Source organism: Actinacidiphila glaucinigra (assembly GCF_900188405.1).
Lineage (GTDB): Bacteria > Actinomycetota > Actinomycetes > Streptomycetales > Streptomycetaceae > Actinacidiphila > Actinacidiphila glaucinigra.
Window position 1 is genome coordinate 18,790 of the sequence record NZ_FZOF01000010.1, and the last position, 18,947, is coordinate 37,736.

Consider the following 18,947-nt stretch of genomic DNA (forward strand, 5'->3'; position numbering starts at 1 on the left):
CTACTGGGTGCCGGCCGGCGGTACCTGGTACCAGGACGGGTTGATGCTCGCACGGTACGCACCGGTCAGGTAAACCGACTGGATCGACTTCTCGAAGATCTTGAAGGGTAGCTGGATCCAGAAGTCCGCGAAGCCCTGACGGTGGAAGAGCCGGCTGCCGCCGCCCAGCACGAGGACGTTCTTGACCAGGGCGGTGGAGGCGGACGTGGTGAGCGCCGCCATGGCGTTGATGCCGCCGTCCAGCCACGCGTCGTCACCCTTGAGGTGATGCGTGGTGCCGTTGGCGTCGCTCACGCCCCACACGGCGGCGTTCATGGCGCCGTTGAACCATCCCGAGATCACGCTGGTGCCCGCGCTGAAGGCGAAGTCGTAGATGCCGCCGCGCCAGCGGGTGGGCGTCTCGTTCCCGGCCCACTCGTTGGTCCAGGTCTTGTCGTGGTTGAACGGCCGGCGCTGCGCGTGCTTGCCGCCGTCGACGTTGGCCAGGGTCGACTTGAGGTTGCCGAGGTTCCGGAGCCCGGGAATCCGGTTCTCGTGCACCGCGATGCCGAAACCGGTCTTGACGCCCGAGGACACGGCGGCGTTGGCGAACGCCTTCAGCACGTCGTCCCCGGTGAACTTCTTGTGCTGGGCGGCGTCGACGATCGCGTTCACCACCAGGTTGGCGGCGAACTCCAGGACGAACTCCTGGCCGAACTCCACGGCGGCCTTGTACGCCACGGTCCGCCAGTACGGTTCGTACCGGGCCTCGCGCAGCGCCGCACCGGCGCCGTCGGGGACCACCGTGCCGGACCACGGCATGCGCTGCGCCTCGCGGATCCGGCGCCCCCAGCCGCGGATCTCGGTCAGTGCCCCGCGGTAGTCGTACTCGTTGCCGACCAGCCTCATCTGGCCGAGCGGACCGCGCTCCCAGACCAGACCGCTGTCGGTGCGCTGGGCGACGAGCCCGCCGTCGGCGTCGTAGCGGTTCCACTGGCCGCGCCAGGCGTCCGTCTCCAGGTAGCCGGTGACGGTTCCGTCGGCGCCCCTCACGGCCTGGCGCTCGCGGACGACGGACTCGTGGTCGAACTCCTTCCAGACCGAGTGCGGGGTCGCTACCGCCGGGTCGTACTCGCGCACCCGCAGCGGACCGCCGAGGCCCACGGGGACCTCGCGGAGCCTGACGGTGGCGCCTTGGGTGCCGGGCAGCGGCCGCAGCTCGTCACGGAAGTGCCGCGCGCCGCGCGACCACTGGTCCTGCCACGACGTGCCGTTCCACCAGCTGCGCACCTGCCGGCCGGGCCCGGGGTCGATCCCGCGCCCGGTCCGGTCGTACGCGGCCGTCAGCCAGCCGTTGCCGTCGGCCGGGTCGCGCCAGGCCTGCACGTAGCGGCCCTTGTCGAGCATGCGGCGCTCGCGGACCAGCCGGCCGCCCGCGTCGCGGTCGCGGAAGGAATCGTCCCAGGACAGCTTCGGGTCGCTGGAGCCGCGGAAGAACTTGCGGGTGCCGGACGCGCCGAGCGGGGTGCCTTCGGCGTCCACCTCGCGCCACGTCCACTTCGCGGAGTCCGTCTTCCCCACACCCTCGATGAAGCTGTTCACGGTGCCGTCGGGGTTCGGCTGCCGCATCCCGGTGAGGTTGCCGTGCGCGTCACGGGTGACCCAGGTGCCGTGGCCGGCGGCGGCGTCCACGGCCCGCGGGGTGGTGTACTCGCGCACCACCCCGCCGGGGAGGCCCTCGCGGACGACGTGGACGCCCGCGGCGTCGCGGTACTCGTCCCGCCACAGCAGGCCGGTGGCCGCCGGGTCCTGCGGCACGCGGTAACCCCGCGACTGCCCGGCCTCCCACGGCTGGTGCCCCGCGGCCGCGGGTGCGTGGTCGGGACGTGCGGCGTGGTCGCCGACCTTGAGGGCCGTGCCGTCGTGCAGCTTGGTCGTCAGGCGCGCGAAGCGGCCGTCCGCGGTCAGGTCGAGGACTCCGCCGTCGAGGCCGACGTAGCGCACGCCCGAGGTTCCGGTGCCGGCGCCGATCGGCCGCTTCTCCCAGGTGAACATCTGGTACGCGTTGTCGCCGAGCACATGGGCGTAGGCGCCCTCCGCGTCCCCTGCGCCCGGCAGCAGGCCCCTGCGGACCCAGACGGGCGGACGCTGCTCGCGCCACCGCTCGGTGACCAGCAGGTGGCCGTCGACGACCTCGGCCTTTCCGACCTCCTTGCCGTGCGGGGACTGGCGCTGCCAGGTCCCGTCGGTCCGCCACCCGCCGGGCGCACCGGTGTCCGGCACGATCTTGTGCTCCTCGTACTGCCCCGCGTGCTCCGGCAGCCGGCCCATGCCCCACTTGCGCTGGACGAGGGTCCGCCCGTCGTCGGCGAGGTCGGTCCAGCCGGAGTCGAAGCGGTCCGGGGTCCGCGGGCCCTCGGCGAGCTCCTTGCCGGCGCCGTCGTAGCGGTGCCAGCGCAGGTCGCCGTTCCCGTCCCGCAGCGCCAGCGTGTGGCCCGTGCCGTTGGTGTGCTTCTGCAGACCGGCCTGGTACTCGTGGACGACGTCGCCGCGTCCGTCGAGGTCGCGCCAGCCGGTGCCCGCCGTGTCGTACTCACGGATCCCCGAGCCGGAGAGGGCGGCCTCGTCGCCCCAGCGCGCCCAGCTCGTACGGGGGTTGGTACGGCCGAACGCGATGGTGTCCGTGCGGCGGAAGGAGTCGAGGAGCCCGCCGCCGGGCAGCACCCGGCGTTCGAAGACGGGAACCGGAGCCCCCGTCGCGCTGAGCAGCACCACCCTGCCGTTCGCGACGCCCGTCAGATCCGCAGTGCCGTGGTGGAACACCCCCCGGGGGGCGCCGTCGGCGCCTCCGGTGCGGGCCCACGTGCTGCTCCCGTGGTCCAAGACGTACTGGTACGGGGTCGTCCTGCCCTTGTCGAGGACGTTGAAGCCCTGACGGACGACCACGCCGTCCGGGTCCAGCTCCAGGAACTCCCCGCGGCGCGGGCCGCCGGGCAGCGTGCACTCGATCCGCACGCCGCCCGCCGGCTGCCCGGTGGCGTTCCAGTGCCGGATGGTGTTGCCCGCGGGGTCCTCCAGCCAGTGCGCGCCGTTCGGCTCGTCCGCGCTGGGCGCCCGCGTGACGAGGACGCGCCCGCCCGCCTCGTCCGGCAGCGGGGTGCCGTGGGCGGTCAGGGCGCCGTCCTCGTCGTGGCGGGCGAAGGAACCGTCTGCCGCGGTCACCTGCCGTGTGCCGCCGGGCAGCGGGGTGACCTCCTGGACCAGTTCCCCGGTCGTGCCGTGGAACACCTGGTGGCCGTTGCCGGGCCGGGCGATCTCGATGTGGCCGTTCCCGTGGACCGTGACGGCCCGCTGGGCGTCGGGCGCGAACGCCTCGTCCAGCCACCGCTGTCCCCCGCCCGCCGCACGGTCCAGGTGGCCCGCCGGTACGCCGCCGCGGCCGGTGAGGCGCAGGCCGTCACCGGTGAAGGCGCCGTCGGGGGCGAACGTCCGGTAGCCGGTGGCGTGGGTCACGCGGAAACCGCCGTTGCCCGGCAGTGCCCGGACCCGCTCGGGCAGGGCGGCGCCCGTGGCGTCGGTGAGCCGGTGGCCGCCCGCCGCGTCCGGGACGACGATGCGGTCGCGGGGCGTACCGGCCACCGGGCCGGCGAGCGCCGTGCCGGTCTCGACGTGCCGGCCCTGGACGTCGTGGAGCACGGACCGACCCGTGGTGTCGTCGAACGTGCGGAACCGGCCGCCGCCGACGTCCGTCACACGCTCGGTGAGCGACCGGCCCAGGCCGTCCGTGAGACGCACACCGCCGGCGCCGTCCGCGACCACGACCCTGGCCCCGCGGGCCCCGTCCGCCGGGTCCGCGAGGGCGGTCCCGGCGTCCTGCCAGCGGCCGTCCGGGGTGTGGCGGGACGTGGCGCCGGTCCCGTCGTCGATGATCCGGAAACCGGCGTCCCCGGGAAGGACGGTGACGTCGCCGCGCTGCGGGACGCCGTGGGCGTTCGTCAGCGTGTGGGTGCCCGCACCGTCGCGGGCCAGGAACAGGTCACCGCGTCCGCCGTCCGCGCCGGTGAGCGACAGCCCGCTCTCCTGGAGCCGTCCGGCCCCGTCGTGGCGCACGGACGCACCACTGACGTCGTCCGTGATCCGGAACCCGGCGCCGTCCTCCAGGGGGGTCACCGTGCGGGGCACGTCGCGCCCCTGGACGTCGGTGACGCGGGTGGTGCCGTCCTCACGCACCAGCACGAGGTCTCCCTCGGCCGGCGTCCCGTCCGCCCCGCGCAGCCGCAGGCCCCCGTCGACCGGGTGGCCGCCGGTGCGGTGGCGTGTGGTCTCGCCGGTACGGGTATCGGTGACGCGGACCGTCCCGTCCTCCAGCGGTTCCGCGAGGTGGTGCTCGGCGTCCGGGCCGGCGAGGCGGGCCGCCGCGGGGCGGCCGTGACCGTTCAGATCGGTGTGCAGCCGCAGGCCGTTCGGGTCTCCGGCGGCGTTCCGGAGCGGCGCCTCCTGGGCGGTCCTGATGCCCGACTCGTTGTACCGGGCCACCGTGTCCGACGCGGTGTGCCGCACGTCGAACCCGCCGTCACGGAAAACGACCGTCCGGCCCTCGTCGGGCTCGAACCCGCGACCGAGGACGCGGTGGGTCACGCTGCCGTCGCCGGCCGCGATGCGCTCGATGACCAGCCCGTTGACGCCCTCGACGCCGGAGTCGCTCAACTCGACCCGGGTGACGCTCCCCGCGGAGCCCTCGGGCAGGTCGCTCGACGTGCCGGCGCCGGGGGTCGCGTCGCGCCCCGCGGCGGCCGGGGCGGGGGCCGACGCTGCCGGGACGTCGTTCCCCGCGAGCAGGCGCAGGGCGCCGGCCTGACGTTCGGTGCCGGTGAGCGCGTCCTGGAGCCGCACGCGGGTCGCCTGCGTGAGGTCGTCGCCCGCCAGGACGGCACGGACGCGGGTCGCCAGGTCGTCCAGGGCGGCCACGCCGCCGCCGTGGCCCGTACCGAACGCGGCGCGCTCCTGCAGCAACCGGTAGGCGCCGCTCTCGGCCCGGACCTGGACCAGCATGCGCTCGACGCCGGCGACACCCGGTGCGCCACGGTGGGCGGTGAGGAAGTCGTCGGCGGCCGCGGTCAGTTCGTCGAGCGCCGAGATCCGCCCGGCGAGGTCCGTTCCGTGCACGTCGTGCAGCTCGGACAACCGGCGTTCGACGGCGTCGATCGCCGCACCGGAGCCGGACGTCTGCGCCTTGAAGACGGCCGGGTCGAGCAGGTCGAGTTCGCCGGCGCCGCTGCCGCCGGCCGCGATCACGTCGTCCGAGGCGGCGGGGAGGTGCGGCACGTGGACGTGGTCGTGGCTCGCGACCTGGCCGTGGATGAGGTCCAGGTAACGCGGGCGCAGCCCGCCCTGGGACAGGCCCTCCGGGGCGGCGTTGTGGTAGTTGCCCATCAGACTGCCGTCGACCTCGGGCCGGTGTCCGGCCGTGGTGTCCCGGTACTCGTCCCGCAGACCCAGCTGATGGCCCAACTCGTGCGCCAGATCCTGCTCGGTCGCGTCGATCCGCCACTGATGCTGGTTCATCGCACCACGCGAACCACCCACGTTCACGTTCAGATGCGCGTCGGACGCGTTCCCGGTGACCCGTTCCAACGTGACGTGCAGAACACTCTCATCGCGCAGCACCGCACCAGGACGGTTGAATACCCGCTCCACACCCGACACCGCACGGTCCCACAACGCGTCCACCTCAGTCGGCGACAACCCGTCCGCCGCCAACCGCACCCGCACCGTCAGATCCGTGACCGAGTGGTCCCCCAACTCGAACGTACGGACGTCATAGCCCGCGCGCACCTCGTACCGCGGAGCATGAGCACCGCCACCCCGAGGCGTCGACACCGGATCCACCCACGAGTGCTTCACCGTGTTCGGCGCCGCCGCACCACGCGCCGCGTCCCAACCCGCGTCCAGCGTCAGATCCACCCGCCCCGCACCCGCGGCGTGCATGAGGTCGTCGACCGACCCCGCCGGCCCGGACACCGTCCGCGGCGAAACCTGAGAGGGCTTGTCCAGAACCGGGAACGACCTGTCCCCGCTCTCCCAGCGCACCGTCACGGTCTCCGTGGCGGAGCCGTGGACGACGGTCCGCCGCACGTCCTGCTGAAGCCGCTTGAGCGTGTCCAGCAGTTCGCCCGGCGGGAAACGCCTGTCGAGCCCGTCGAGCAGGCTGTCCTTCGAAACCCCGAGCTCGTCCGCCAGGTTCTGGAGGTGACCGGGATTGTTCTTCCAGCCCGGCGTGGCGTTGCTCGGCCCCACGTGGACGGAGTTGTCCGCGGTCAGGATGGACGGACCGTGCAGGTCGATCAGATCCTGGGCGGCCTTCGAACGCGCGGTCAGGTGGAAGTCGCTCCCCTTGATCGTGACCGACGACCCGCCCGCCACCCGCGTCTCATGACTCGAGGTGAGGACCACGTTCACGTGGACGGCCACCTCCGCTTCCGTCCCACCGTCCACGACCTTGACCACGATCGGGCGGGAGATGAGGTTGTTGCCGCCGTTGTTGCGGGTCTTCAGGCCGAACTCGAAGCCGCCGAGCGTGCGACGCGCGTCCTCGGGCCTCCCACCGCCCCTGCCGATGACGACGTCCAGCACCCCGTCCCCGGTCAGCCGCGTGGCGCCCGGGGCGGCCGCCGAGACGGACAGCGGCAGGTGCTTGTTGATACCGGTGACCAGGGCGTTCCGGGTGTCCATGGCCATGCCGACCAGCTGCTTGAAAGCGCCGTCGGAGCCCTTGGCGGCATTGAGCACCGCCTTCCATTCCACTGACCGGGCGGCACCGAGTTCCCTCGCGTCCAGCTTCGCGAGGGTGGTGATGCCGTCCGCCTTGATGTCGTGGAAGGCGATGGCGGCCAGGTTCTTCCCGGCGTTCGCGTCCTTCACGAGCACGTTCGGGTGGTGCAGCGTGAGGAAGTGCTCCATCTGCTCGGTCCAGATCTTCCGGTTCGCATGGCTCTGCGTGAGACCCGTGAGGAGCGACTGCGGGTCATCGCCCACTTCCAGGGCGATGCGCTCGCCGTCGGTGACCAGGGCCAGGTTCGAATCGAACACGACGGCCTTGTTCTCCTGTCCCGGCCACAGGTGGCGGCGGTTCTTGACGAGGCTGTCGAGGAGACGCTCCCCCTCTCTGGCCTCGTAACTGACGGTCCTTCCGGAGACCTCACCGAACCGGATGTCCTTCTCCAGGCCGTGGTTCGGGTCGACACGGACGAACGTATTGGGCTCGGGGAAGTAGATCGCCCGCGCGTCGGTCTTCGCCATCGCGTCGCGCACGGCCAGGTCGAGGTCGGCGGCGTTCTTCGCGGCACCCCCGGGGAGGGTGTAACCGCCACTCACCATCTCGGGAGCGAACCCGTCGTTCTGCGCGCTCAACAACTCGATCTTCGCGGCGGCACGCTCGAAGAGCGGCTTCCCGCCGACGACCATGTTCTTGACGTCGGCGTCGCCGACGTGCACGTACACCTCGCCCTCGGCATTCAGTTTGACCTTCTTCAGCATGCCGCGGGTGAGATCGTCCCGAATCACCGCCTCGCGGAGCGCGCCGTACGGGATCTCCTTCTGGGCGCCGGCCTCCACCAGCTTGGAGTTGGGCTGCTTCCAGGTGAAGCCGGTGACGGAGACTTCGAAGTTGCCCTCCTTCTCCCACTGCTGGGCGAACTTCCGCACCGCGTCGGTGATCTCGGCTTCCTTGCCGACGCGTCCGTTCACACCGATGACGAGGCCCAGCCGCTCGCCCAGGACCGACTCGTCGGTGAACGCCGTCCCGTACGTCTTCGCCAGGGTGAGCAGATCCGTGTCCGGGGTCGCGATGACCGTGGCGACGAAACGGGTCCCCTCGCCGCCCTGGAGCGAGCCCTTGGCCGCACCGTCGTACTGGGCCACCGGATTCAACCGGTAATTCTTGGCGATGTCGTTGAAGTCCTCGCTGAAGCGCACGGCCTCCGTCCGCTGCGTGAACGACGTCGGCACGGGTCCCAACTGCGAGGTACTCGGCTTGGCCTTGTTCTTGCCGGGTGCGTGGGGAGCGATTCCGTCGACCGCGTCGACGTCGACGTGGGGCACGTGGACGTGGTCGTGGCCGGCGACCTGGGTGTGGATGAGGTCCAGGTAGCGGGAGCGCAGACCACCCTGGGACAGACCCTCGGGTGCGGCGTTGTGGTAGTTGCCCATCAGACTGCCGTCCACCTCGGGGCGATGCCCCGCGGTGGTGTCCCGGTACTCGTCCCTCAGGCCCAGCTGATGGCCCAGCTCGTGTGCGAGGTCCTGCTCGGTGGCGTCGATCCGCCACTGGTGCTGGTTCATCGCCCCCTGCGGCCGGCCCACGTTCACGTTCAGATGCGCGTCGGACGCGTTCCCGGTGACCCGCTCCAACGTGACGTGCAAAACACTCTCATCGCGCAGCACCGCACCAGGACGGTTGAACACCCGCTCCACACCCCACACCGCACGGTCCCACAGCGCATCCACCTCGCTGGGCAACAGACCGTCACCGGCCAGCCGCACCTTCACCGTCAGATCCGTGACCGGACGCCCACCCAGCTCGAACCTCCGCACGTCATAGCCCGCGCGAACCTCGTACCGCGGCGCGTGAGCGCCACCGCCCCGAGGCGTCGACACCGGATCCACCCACGAGTGCTTCACCGTGTTCGGCGCCGCCGCACCACGCGCAGCGTCCCAACCCGCGTCCAGCGTCAGATCCACCCGCCCCGCACCCGGAACCGCACCGTGGAAGAAGTCGTCCACCACACCGGCCGGCCCGTCCACCGCCCGCGCGGAGACACCGGTGGACTTGTCCTGCACCGGGAACGACTTGTCGCCCCGGAACTCCACCGTGATGACCTCGGAGGCGGAGGCATGGACGACGGCACGCTCCACGTCCCGCTGGAACAGGGCCACGGTGTCCGGCAGTTCGCCCGGCGGGAAACGCCTGTCGAGCGCCTTGATCAGGCTGTCCCTCGTGATGCCGAGCTCGTCCGCCAGGTTCTGGAGGTGACCGGCCCTGTTGTCCCAGCCGGCCTTGGCGTTGCCCGGCCCCACATGGATCGAGTTGTCCGCCGTCAGAGCGGAGGGTCCGTGCTTGTCGATCAGGTCCTGCGCGGCCTTCGAGCGCGCGGTGAGATGGAAGTCCGTCCCGTTGAGCGTGACCGACGTCCCGTCGAGCCTCCCGCTCGGGGTGACCATCACATTGAGGTGGACGGCCACCTGAACCGTCTTGTCCCCCTCCGTGACCGTCATCAGCACGGGCCGCGAGATGAGGTTCGTGCTCCCCGTGTCGCGGACCTTTCCGAACTCGAAGCCGGCGAGGGTGCGTCGGGAGCCGTCGACGGTGCCCGAACTCGTGATGCTGTCCAGGATCCGGACGGCGTCAGGGGTCAGCCGCCCGCCCGTACCGGCGCCTGCGTGGGCGGCCGTCGACGTACTCGCAGCCGGAGCGGACGGGGAGACGGACTGCGGCAGACGCTTGTTGATGCCGTCAACGAGGGCGTTACGGGTGTCGACGGCCATGTCGAGCAGTTGCCTGACTGCACCCGGGTGGTCGCCGGCCACCTGCTTGAGCGCGTCCGCCTCCGCCGGAAGTGCCTTTCCGAGCTCCTTGCGCGTCATGGTCTTGAGGGCCGTGATGCCGTCCGCCTGGATGTCGTGGAAGGCGATGGCCGCCAGGCTCTTCCCGACGTTCGCGTCCTTCACGAGCACGTCCGGGTGGTGCAGCTTGATGTGGCGCTCGATCTGCTCGGTCCAGGTCTTCGGGTTCGCGTGGCTCTGGGTCAGCCCGCTGAGAATCGCCCGCGGGTCGTCCCCCACCTCCTTGGCGATCCGCCCCCCATCGGTGACGAGTGCGAGACTCGAGTCGAAGACGAAGCCCTGGTTCTCCCGACCCTGCCAGATGTAACCGCGGTTCTTGAGGGAGCTGTCGAGAAGCCGCTCGCCCTCCCTGGCCCCGTAGTTGATGCTGTCGCCCGAGATCTCGCCGAACCGGATGTCCTTCTCCAGGCCGTGGTTCGGGTCGACACGGATGAACGTGTTGGGCTCGGGGAAGTAGATCGCTCGCGTGTCGGTCTTCGCCATCGCGTCGCGCACGGCAAGGTCAAGATCGGCGGCGTTCTTGGCAACACCCCCGGGGAGCGTGTAACCACCACTCACCACCTCGGGGGCGTTGACGTTCTGAACGGTAAGGGCCTCGATCTTCGCGGCGGCACGCTCGAAGAGCGGCTTCCCGCCGACGACCATGCTCATGACGTCGGCGTCACCGACGTGCAGGTACACCTCTCCCCCGGAGTTCAGCTTCAGCTTGTCGAGCATGCCCTCGGTGAGATTGTTGCGGATGACCGCCTCGCGGAGCGCACCATAGGGGACCATCTTCTGGCCGCCGTCCGCCAACAACTGGCGATTGGGCTGCTCCCAGGTGAAACCGGTGACCGAAACCGAGAAGTCGCCCTCCTTCTCCCACTGCTGGGCGAACTTCCGCACCGCATCGGTGATCTCGGCGTCGTTGCCCACCCGTCCGTTCACGCCGATCACGAGCCCCAGCCGCTCGCCGAGGGACTCCTTCCCGAACGCCGTCCCGTACGTCCGCGCAAGCTGCAGCAGATCCGTGTCCGGGGTCGCGATGACCGTGGCGACGAAACGGGTCCCCTCACCGCCCTGGAGCGAGCCCTTGGCCGTGCCGTCGTACTGGGCGAGGGGCTTCAGCGCGTAGTAATCGGCGATCTTCTGGTAACCCTGGGTGAATCGCGTGGCTTCCGGCTGCCGCGTGAGGGTGGCCGGGACGGCCGCCGGCTGTGATGTGCTCGCCTTGACCTTGTTCTTGTCGGGTGCCTGGGGGGCGATCCCGTCGATCGCGTCGACGTCGACGTGCGGCACGTGGACGTGGTCGTGGCTGACCACCTGGGTGTGGATGAGGTCCAGGTAGCGGGGGCGCAGCCCGCCCTGGGACAGGCCCTCCGGGGCGGCGTTGTGGTAGTTGCCCATCAGACTGCCGTCGACCTCGGGCCGGTGTCCGGCCGTGGTGTCCCGGTACTCGTCCCGCAGACCCAGCTGATGGCCCAGCTCGTGCGCCAGATCCTGCTCCGTCGCGTCGATCCGCCACTGATGCTGGTTCATCGCCCCCTGCGGCCTGCCCACGTTCACGTTCAGATGCGCGTCAGAGGCATTCCCGGTGACCCGCTCCAGCGTCACGTGCAGGACGCTCTCATCGCGCAGCACCGCACCTGGACGGTTGAAGACACTCTCCACACCCGACACGGCACGGTCCCACAGCGCGTCCACCTGTGACGGCGACAGACCGTCACCGGCGAGCCGCACCTTCACCGTCAGATCCGTGACGGAACGCCCGCCCACCTCGAAACGGCGCACGTCATAACCGGCCTGCACCTCGTACCGCGGCGCGTGAGCGCCACCGCCCCGGGGCGTCGACACCGGATCCACCCACGAGTGCTTCACCGTGTTCGGCGCCGCCGCACCACGCGCAGCGTCCCAACCCGCGTCCAGCGTCAGATCCACCCGCCCCGCACCCGGAACCCCACCGTGCAGGACGTCACCCGCCCCACGGGACAGGCCGGTGACGGCGGGCGCCGACACGCCGCCGGAGTCCCCCCGGACGGGGAACGACTTGTCACCCTGGAAGTGAACCCGCACGTCCTCCGCGCCGGAGCCGTGGACGACGGCACGCTCCACGTCGTCCTGGAAGCGGTGGATCGTCTCGACCAGTCCGCTCGGCGGGAACCGGTTGTCGAGAGCCTCGATGAGCTTCTGTTCCGAGACGCCGAGGGATTGCGCGAGGTTCCTGGTGTTGCCCGGCCTGCTGTTCCAGCCGGTCTTGGCGTTGCTCGGCCCCACGTGGATGGACTTCGACGCGGTGTCGCTGGACGGGCCGTGCAGGTCGATCAGGTTCTGGTCGGTGTGCGGTCGCGCGGTGAGGTGGAACTTGCTCCCGGTGATCGTGACTTCCGTGGTGTTCGCGAGCTTCCCGCCCGTCACCGTCACGTCGGCCTCGTTGCCCGAGCTGAGCATCACGTTCAGGTGGACGGCCACGTCGGCCTCCGTCCCGCCGTCCTTGACGGTGACCACGATCGGCCGTGACACGAGGTTCTTGCCGTCGTTGCTGCGGGTGCCCGCGCCGAACTCGAAACCGCCGAGCGTACGGCGTTCGTCGCCGTTGCGCCCGCCCGTGCCGACGACGGCGTTCAGGATCTGGTCATCGGTCAGCTTCGCGGAGCCCCCCGAGGCGGCCGGTGCCGCCGGGGAGACGAACGAGGCGTCACCGGACCGCTCGACACGCGCGGCCGTGTCCGTGAAGAGGTCCGCCCTGGGCACGCCGCCCTCGTCGAGGAGCGAGCGGGCGAAGTCGAGGTCGGCGTAGCTCTCGTGCACCTCGTCCACCGCACCGCCGGCCTTGCTGCCGCCCGGTGCGGGCGGAGTGCCGGGACCGCCCGGGTGGCCGCTGGTCGGCCCGGGCCCGTGCACCGACGAGGGACCCGCGCCGCCGGTTCCACCGGGATGGGCGCCACCGGATCCAGGGGGCGCCGGGGGCGCGCCCGGGGCGGAGACCGCGGCGCCCGGTCGCGCGTTGTGGACCTCGACCGTGAACGAGAGCCCCTTGTCCGTGGCGAACTGCTCCAGCTGCAGCTTCTGCGCCTGCAGTCCAGCCGGGTTGAAGCCGTCGTTGACGAGCACGACGCGGTCGAGGTCGTCCCACTTCACGCCACCGTGGAGCTGGGCCTCGAAGTACCTGTTGAGCTTCCCCTCGAGCTTCCCGGCATCGCGCAGGCCGCGGAACGCACTGTCGTACTGGAAGTCGGTCGCCTCGGCGAAGGCGAGCCGGACCAGCGGCTCGGGGCCGTGGTTGAGCAGCGGAAGCATATTGCCTCGCCCGGTGACGCTCATGGCGCCCTCCAGGCCCTGGCCGAAGCTGTCCGCAGGCGTGAACGTGGCCCGCTCCATCAAGTTGGGCTTGAGGTGGAAGACCGCCTGCCCGTACATCTTCACGCCGCTGGGCCGGTACTTGGAGGTGAGGGCGGCGTAGTTCGGGAGGTCCGCGATGTCGGCCGCGGTCGGGGCGAACTGCTTGCCGCCCTGGCCCGGGTAGATCCCCGAGGCGTCCGTCGTCCGCTTCACGGACGCCGGCAGGCCGAGGGCCTCTTCCGTGTTGCCGCGCGTGACGTAGTACCCGGCGCCGGCGTTGTCGATCTCCCATGCGTTGCGGAGCAGCTGCTGGTCCGCGGTCATCGCGTCCAGCAGCGTCCCGCCGCCCGGCAGCTGGTTGCCGAGCTTGAGGTTCACCGTGAGCGAGAGCTCGTCCTGTAGGTGCTTGTGCACCTTCGTGACGAGCTCACCGGCCTCCGCCCCGTCGAGCCGGTAGCCCTTCGCCCACTCCCACTCGTCGCTGCGCAGCTTGGTGGTCAGCTGGTCCGTGTCCGCCGCGAGCGTGCGGATGGCGCGCCGTTCGGCCATGACGATCGCGGAGAGCTGCGGCATGCGCAGGTCCCGCAGTTCCGTACGGCCTTCGAGGGCCTGGAACAGCAGCTTGTTCTCGTCGAACGACTTCTGCTGCTGCAGCAGCACCGACTTCAGTGCGTCGTCGTGCTCCGCGCGGGCCAGCCCCTTGGTCAGGATGTCCTGATGGGCCGTGAGGTCGCCCTCGTAGGCCTCCTTGCCCTGGCCCTTGGGCCATCCGTGGGCCGACTGCGGCTCGCTGAGCCAGTGGGCCACCGTCAGGTCCTGACCGCTGGGCACGAGGGCGTGGCTGAGCTTGCCGCCCTCCAGCTGGGTGACGACGTGGGTGGCGGACGGCACGTGGTCGACGGACTGCACGACTCCCTGGGGAGCCGGGGGAACCGCGTCGCCACGGCCCTTGAGGTGCAGCAGCGAACGCAGGCCCTCCGGAAGGCGCGCGCCGCCGCCGAGGCCGTGGCCGGCGTAGGACTGCACCTCGGGGAGCGGTGCTCCGCCGGTCAGCTCGTTCCAGTGGGCCTCCGCCCGGGCCAGCGCGTCGTCGGCCTGCCTGACCTGCTGCCACGACTCGAGGTAGCGGACGCCGTCGACCTCGGCCGAGGTGCCGACGCCGTCCACGTAGCGCGTCTGCAGGTCGTCGCGGATCGTCCGGGCGTTGATCAGCTCGCGGCGGGCGTCGGTGATGGACGCCGCCACGTCGATCTCCGACAGGTCGTCCGCGAAGTTCCCGCGCACGCCGCCGTGGTCCGATCCGGTACCGGTGGTGTCCAGGGTGCCGGCGGACGGCTTGCCCTTGCCCTTGTCCCCCACCACGGGCGGCACGTCCGTGACATCGGCCGTCACGTCGCGCACCGCCCTGCCGGCCGAGCCATCGGGCACCGCCGGCCGCGCGTCGAGCACCGCGTCCATGAACCCGTCGGTGAACCGGCCCGCGTCGGTGTGCCACAGCGGCAGGTTCCGGGCCGCGTACAGATAGGCGTTCTCCAGCTGTGCCGCCGTGATCCGGTGCTCCTCCACGACGTGCGTCCCGCCCGCCGGGGCCCCGTCGGCGGTGCCGCGGACGGCACCGAGCTCGCCCGGCGCACCCGGGCCCAGGGGCACCGGCGCGTCCCGGCCCGGCAGCAGGACCGTCAGCGAACGGGCGCCCGTCGAACCGTCGGTCCCCAGGACCAGCCGGATGTCGGCCGCGGGGTCGGCGATCGCGTGCTCCAGGTGCTGCCGCACCGGCCGAGTGTCGTCCATGAACCGTACGACGTCGTCCCCGCCGGTGCCGACGTGGACGTCGCCCCCTCCCGTCCCCGGGTGCACGGGCGACGGAGGACCGGACGGCAGGTCGTCCAGCGAGTGCCGGAACAGGCCCATCTCGTCCAGCATGTCGTCGATCTCGCCGAACATGTGCTGCACGTCGGACGGGTACTGCACCGAGGACGGCGGCAGGTGACCGGCGGAATCCCCCGCGGCCGACCCGCCGGGGCTCGGGACGGGCTCCGGCACGCTGTCCACGGAGCCCCGTCCGACGCCCGGGAGGGAGTCGCCGCCGGCGGACACAGTCACCGAGGGGCCCGGCAGGTCGGACAGCCCCGGACGGAGCGTGCCGTACGTCTCGCCGAGCTGGCGCGACAGCTGGCGTCCGGCGTCGTCACCCGAGGTGAGGATGGTGTGGGTGATCATCTTCTCGAACTGGCCGAGGATCGCGAGACGTTCCTTCTGCGGAACGGTCGCGATATTGCCGTCGATCAGGGGACGCTGGTGGTCGAAGAGCACGAAGCTCTGCGCCTGGTCGGTGGCGGCCTGGAACCGGCCCTCGTCGAGAACCCGCCAGTCCTCCACCTCGATGAAGGCGTCCTGGTACCGGATCGTGTCGTCGGCGGTCAGCTTGGCCACGGACGTCGTGCCGTCCGCCCAGTGCCAGGCGCCGTCGCGGCGCAGCATCGTGTCGACGAGTCGGTACGGCGCCGCCACCCACAGGTCCGCCACGGACTTGCCGAGCGCGGCGGAGACGAAGCCCTCGGCGAACCGCACGCAGTTGTAGCGGAACAGGTCGTACACGGCACCGGAGTTGGCCATCGCGTACCGGTATCCGTCGAACAGCTGCGCCGCCGTGATCCGGTAGGTGCCCAGTACGCGGACATGCCCGGAGACCAGGTATTCGGCGTCGTTGACGATGGCACCCGGGTTGCCGAAGAGGTTTCCCTCCTCGGGGTAGAAGCCGATCGTGAGCGGTTTGCGCTCGCCCGGCAGCATCACGGCCACCATGGCGTGGCCGACGTCGTCGGAGAACTCGCGCCAGGTACGGCCTCCCGGGCTGGCCACGAGGGCCACCTCGATGTTCGCCGCGGGGTTGTCGAGGGCCCGTTCCACGTGCTGCCGCAGCGGGCGGATCAGGTCGACGAACTCCGAGAAGCCGTCCAGGTCCTCGGTCCCGTGCTCGCTGACCGGAGTGCCCGGCACCGAGTCGTCGTCGAAGTCGAAGCGCGAACCCAGCGGGGCCCCGGTGTCGTCCAGGACCACGTCGTCGAGCCCGTCGAGCAGGCCGCTCTCCGGCCGCGGAGGCCTCGGCGGGACCGGCGGTGCGTGGTGCCCGCCGGGCCCAGGGGTCGCGGGCGCGTCGTCGGTGAAGTCCGTGTGCCGGACGCCGCCGGGGAGCTTCCCGCGTTCCGGGCCGGCGAGGTGCACGGCGAGCTGGTCGGCCTGCGCCCGGATGTCGACCTTGGTGAAGGCCGCGCCGCGGAGGTCCTCCAGCACCTGGCGGGCGGCGGTGACGGCCTCCACCGTCACCGCGCCGGACCCCATCTTGCCCAGCTTCAGGTTGACCTCGTGGAGCAGGTCCGCCTCGCGCGAGAGCACGTGACCGCCGCCCGAGGCCGCGGGCGGGACCGGTACGGGGTCCTGACGCAGCGGCACCGCGACGTGTCCGTCGCCGGAGACGACCGCCTTGTCGTGCGTGCCCGGGGTGACGACCACGTCGTCGGTGCTCCGTGCGGGCGCGCCGGCGAAGGCGTGGCCCGCGTCGGTGTCCACGGCCTTCCCGGTTCCGGGCGCGCCGGCGAAGGCGGGATCGTCGACGGGGCGGACGCCGCGGCCGTCGTCGAGCAGGTCGAGCGCCGAGCGGGCCGCGTCCTTGGGCGGTGTGCCGTGCACGCCGCCCTTGGGCAGACCGGGGGCAGGGACGCCGTGGGCGGTGGAACCGGGCACGGCGTCGGTGACCACGGAGCCGGGACGGCCGCTGCCGGCGGGCCGCACGATCTCGTCCAGGGTCAGCTGGGCCTGGTGGGCGCGGGCGGCACCGGCGACGTTGTCACCGAGGTCGGACCCGATGTGGGTGGGCACCGGGTTGTTCGGCGTCCCCTTGGAGCCGCCCGACAGCAGGTCGAACGCCGAGCCTCCGGCGGCGCCGGTGCCGCCCTGGTGCCCGGGGACCCCGGTGAGCGGGCCGTGGGCGGGCGTTCCGCCTGGGGCCCCCAGGAGGCCGTGGACCCCGGCACCGCTCGGCGGCGCCTGGACGCCGGTCAGCGCGGTGTGCGCGGCACCGGATCCCGCCCCCGGGGCGCCGGGGACGGCGAGCAGGTCGTGCAGGCTCGTGCTGCCCGGGGCGGGCGCGGGCACTCCGGTGAGGGCGGCGTGCAGCGCGCCGGTCCCGCCGGGCGGTGCCGTCAGGACACCGGTCGGGCCCTGCGCGAGCAGGTTGCCCCCGTTGCCCTTGGCGACGAGCGCGGAGACGTCCACGCCTTCGTGCACGGCCGGGGCGCCGGCGGAGCCGGGCACGTACAGGCCGGAGGAGTGCGTCACATGGCCGCCGGGGGCCGCCGCGCTCACCCCGAGTCCCCCGCTCATCTGGCCGGGCGCCACGTCGAGGGCGTCGATCCTCATCCGGCTCATCTGAGTACCGGCGATGTCGACCACGTCGTCCATGTGCCGCATGGCCCGGAAGCCCGCCGTCGAGTTGTCGAACACGGCGCTCGCCCCGTGCACCGAGACGGGGTTGACCGTGCCGACCCGCAGCCCTGTCAGGTCGACGGTGCTGACGGGCGCCACGGAGAAGGAGGACGGGCGGACGGAGGTGTGGGTGTCGGCGAAGTTGCCGAAGCGCACGTCCTCCAGGTCCATGCGGGCCATGTTGATGTTGGCGTGCCCCAGGTCCAGGTGCGGGGTCGCGCCGTGCGGGCCCATCGGCACGGCACTCACGGTGTGCGCGGCCGTGCCGCCCACCGGCAGGTCCCACACGCCGCGGCCCATGACGCCGCGGTCCCAGAAGCCCATGCGCAGAGCGCCCTTCATCCCGTACTCCGCGATGTCGGTGTGCGTCACGGGCAGGATCAGGCGCGTCCACTTGCCGCCGGCCATCTGGCTGCTCCAGGTCTCCTGGGCGAAGATCCGGAAGTTCTGCCACGCCCCGGGGGCTCCGGCCCGTATGGCCGACCCCCAGCCGCGCACCACCACGGGGATGGAGCGGACGCCCTGCACGACGACGAGCCCGCCCTTGACGAACACCGAGCCGGCGAGTGCGGGCACGTTGTGGAAGTTCTGCATGACCCACAGTCCGCCCTGGCGCACCCAGGTCAGGCTGATCCGCGCGACGTCCCTCAGACCCGTGAAGACGGTGGCGAACCGGAACCCGTTGACCAAGTCCTTCAGGGACAGGAAGCCGTTGCGTCCCCACTGGAGGACGGCTTTGAAGCCGGACTTGAGGAGGCCGCCGATGGCGAAGATCGGCAGCGCCTTCGTGGTGGGGGCGATGATGCCGAGCCCGGCGAGGAACAGGTCGAGGAAACCGATGTCGCCGCGGGCGAAATCGATGGCCGCCTTCACGAACAGCGTCATGTTGACGCCGAGGGCGAGCAGGGCGACCGGGCCGCCGAAGATCAGCGCTGGGACGATGAGGATGATCGCCAGGATCTGGAACATCTCCCAGAAGACCTGGCAGTCCGAGATCGGCAGCCGGATGTCGGAGGCGTTGTTGACCGCGTTCGCGATCGTGTTGCCCAGCTCGTCGAGCTCAGTGCCCGCGCTCTGGGCGGTCTGCCGAAGGGCCTCCAGTTGCGGGTCGTCCTTCGGCAGGCCGCGTGCGGCCGACAGGGCGCCGTCCGCCCTCCGCTGGGCGTCCTCGATGTGGTTCGCCCAGGCACCGAGGTTCTGGGAGACCTCCCAGAAGGAGTCGGCCACGTCGTTGATGTGGTTGCGCAGCCTGTCGTCGACCTTGCCCCGCAGCGCGTCGGCGGTCTTCCCGGCGAAGACACTGCTGTCCGCGGTGTTCATCACCTGGTCGATGGCGTTCGCAATGGTCCTCGCCTGCGAACCGATCTTGACCAGGTCGTCGACCAGCAGACGGATCTGGACCGGGTCTCCGGGGGTCGGATCCCCGTGGAGGCCGAGAACGTTCCAGTCGCTCGGGCGAGGCATGTCAGGATCCCTCTCGGTTCGGAGCGGAGGAGCACGGCGGAGCTCTCCACGTGGACCACGCGCGGGGCACGCGCGTGGTT

General features: G+C 71.5%; 1 protein-coding gene. It reads right to left on the minus strand.

From position 1 onward, the window contains the following. Entirely contained in the window at nt 1–18,867 is an 18,867-nt protein-coding gene (locus CHF15_RS21500) for a hypothetical protein (protein ID WP_089225475.1), read from the minus strand. Nucleotides 18,868–18,947: the final 80 nt, after the last annotated feature.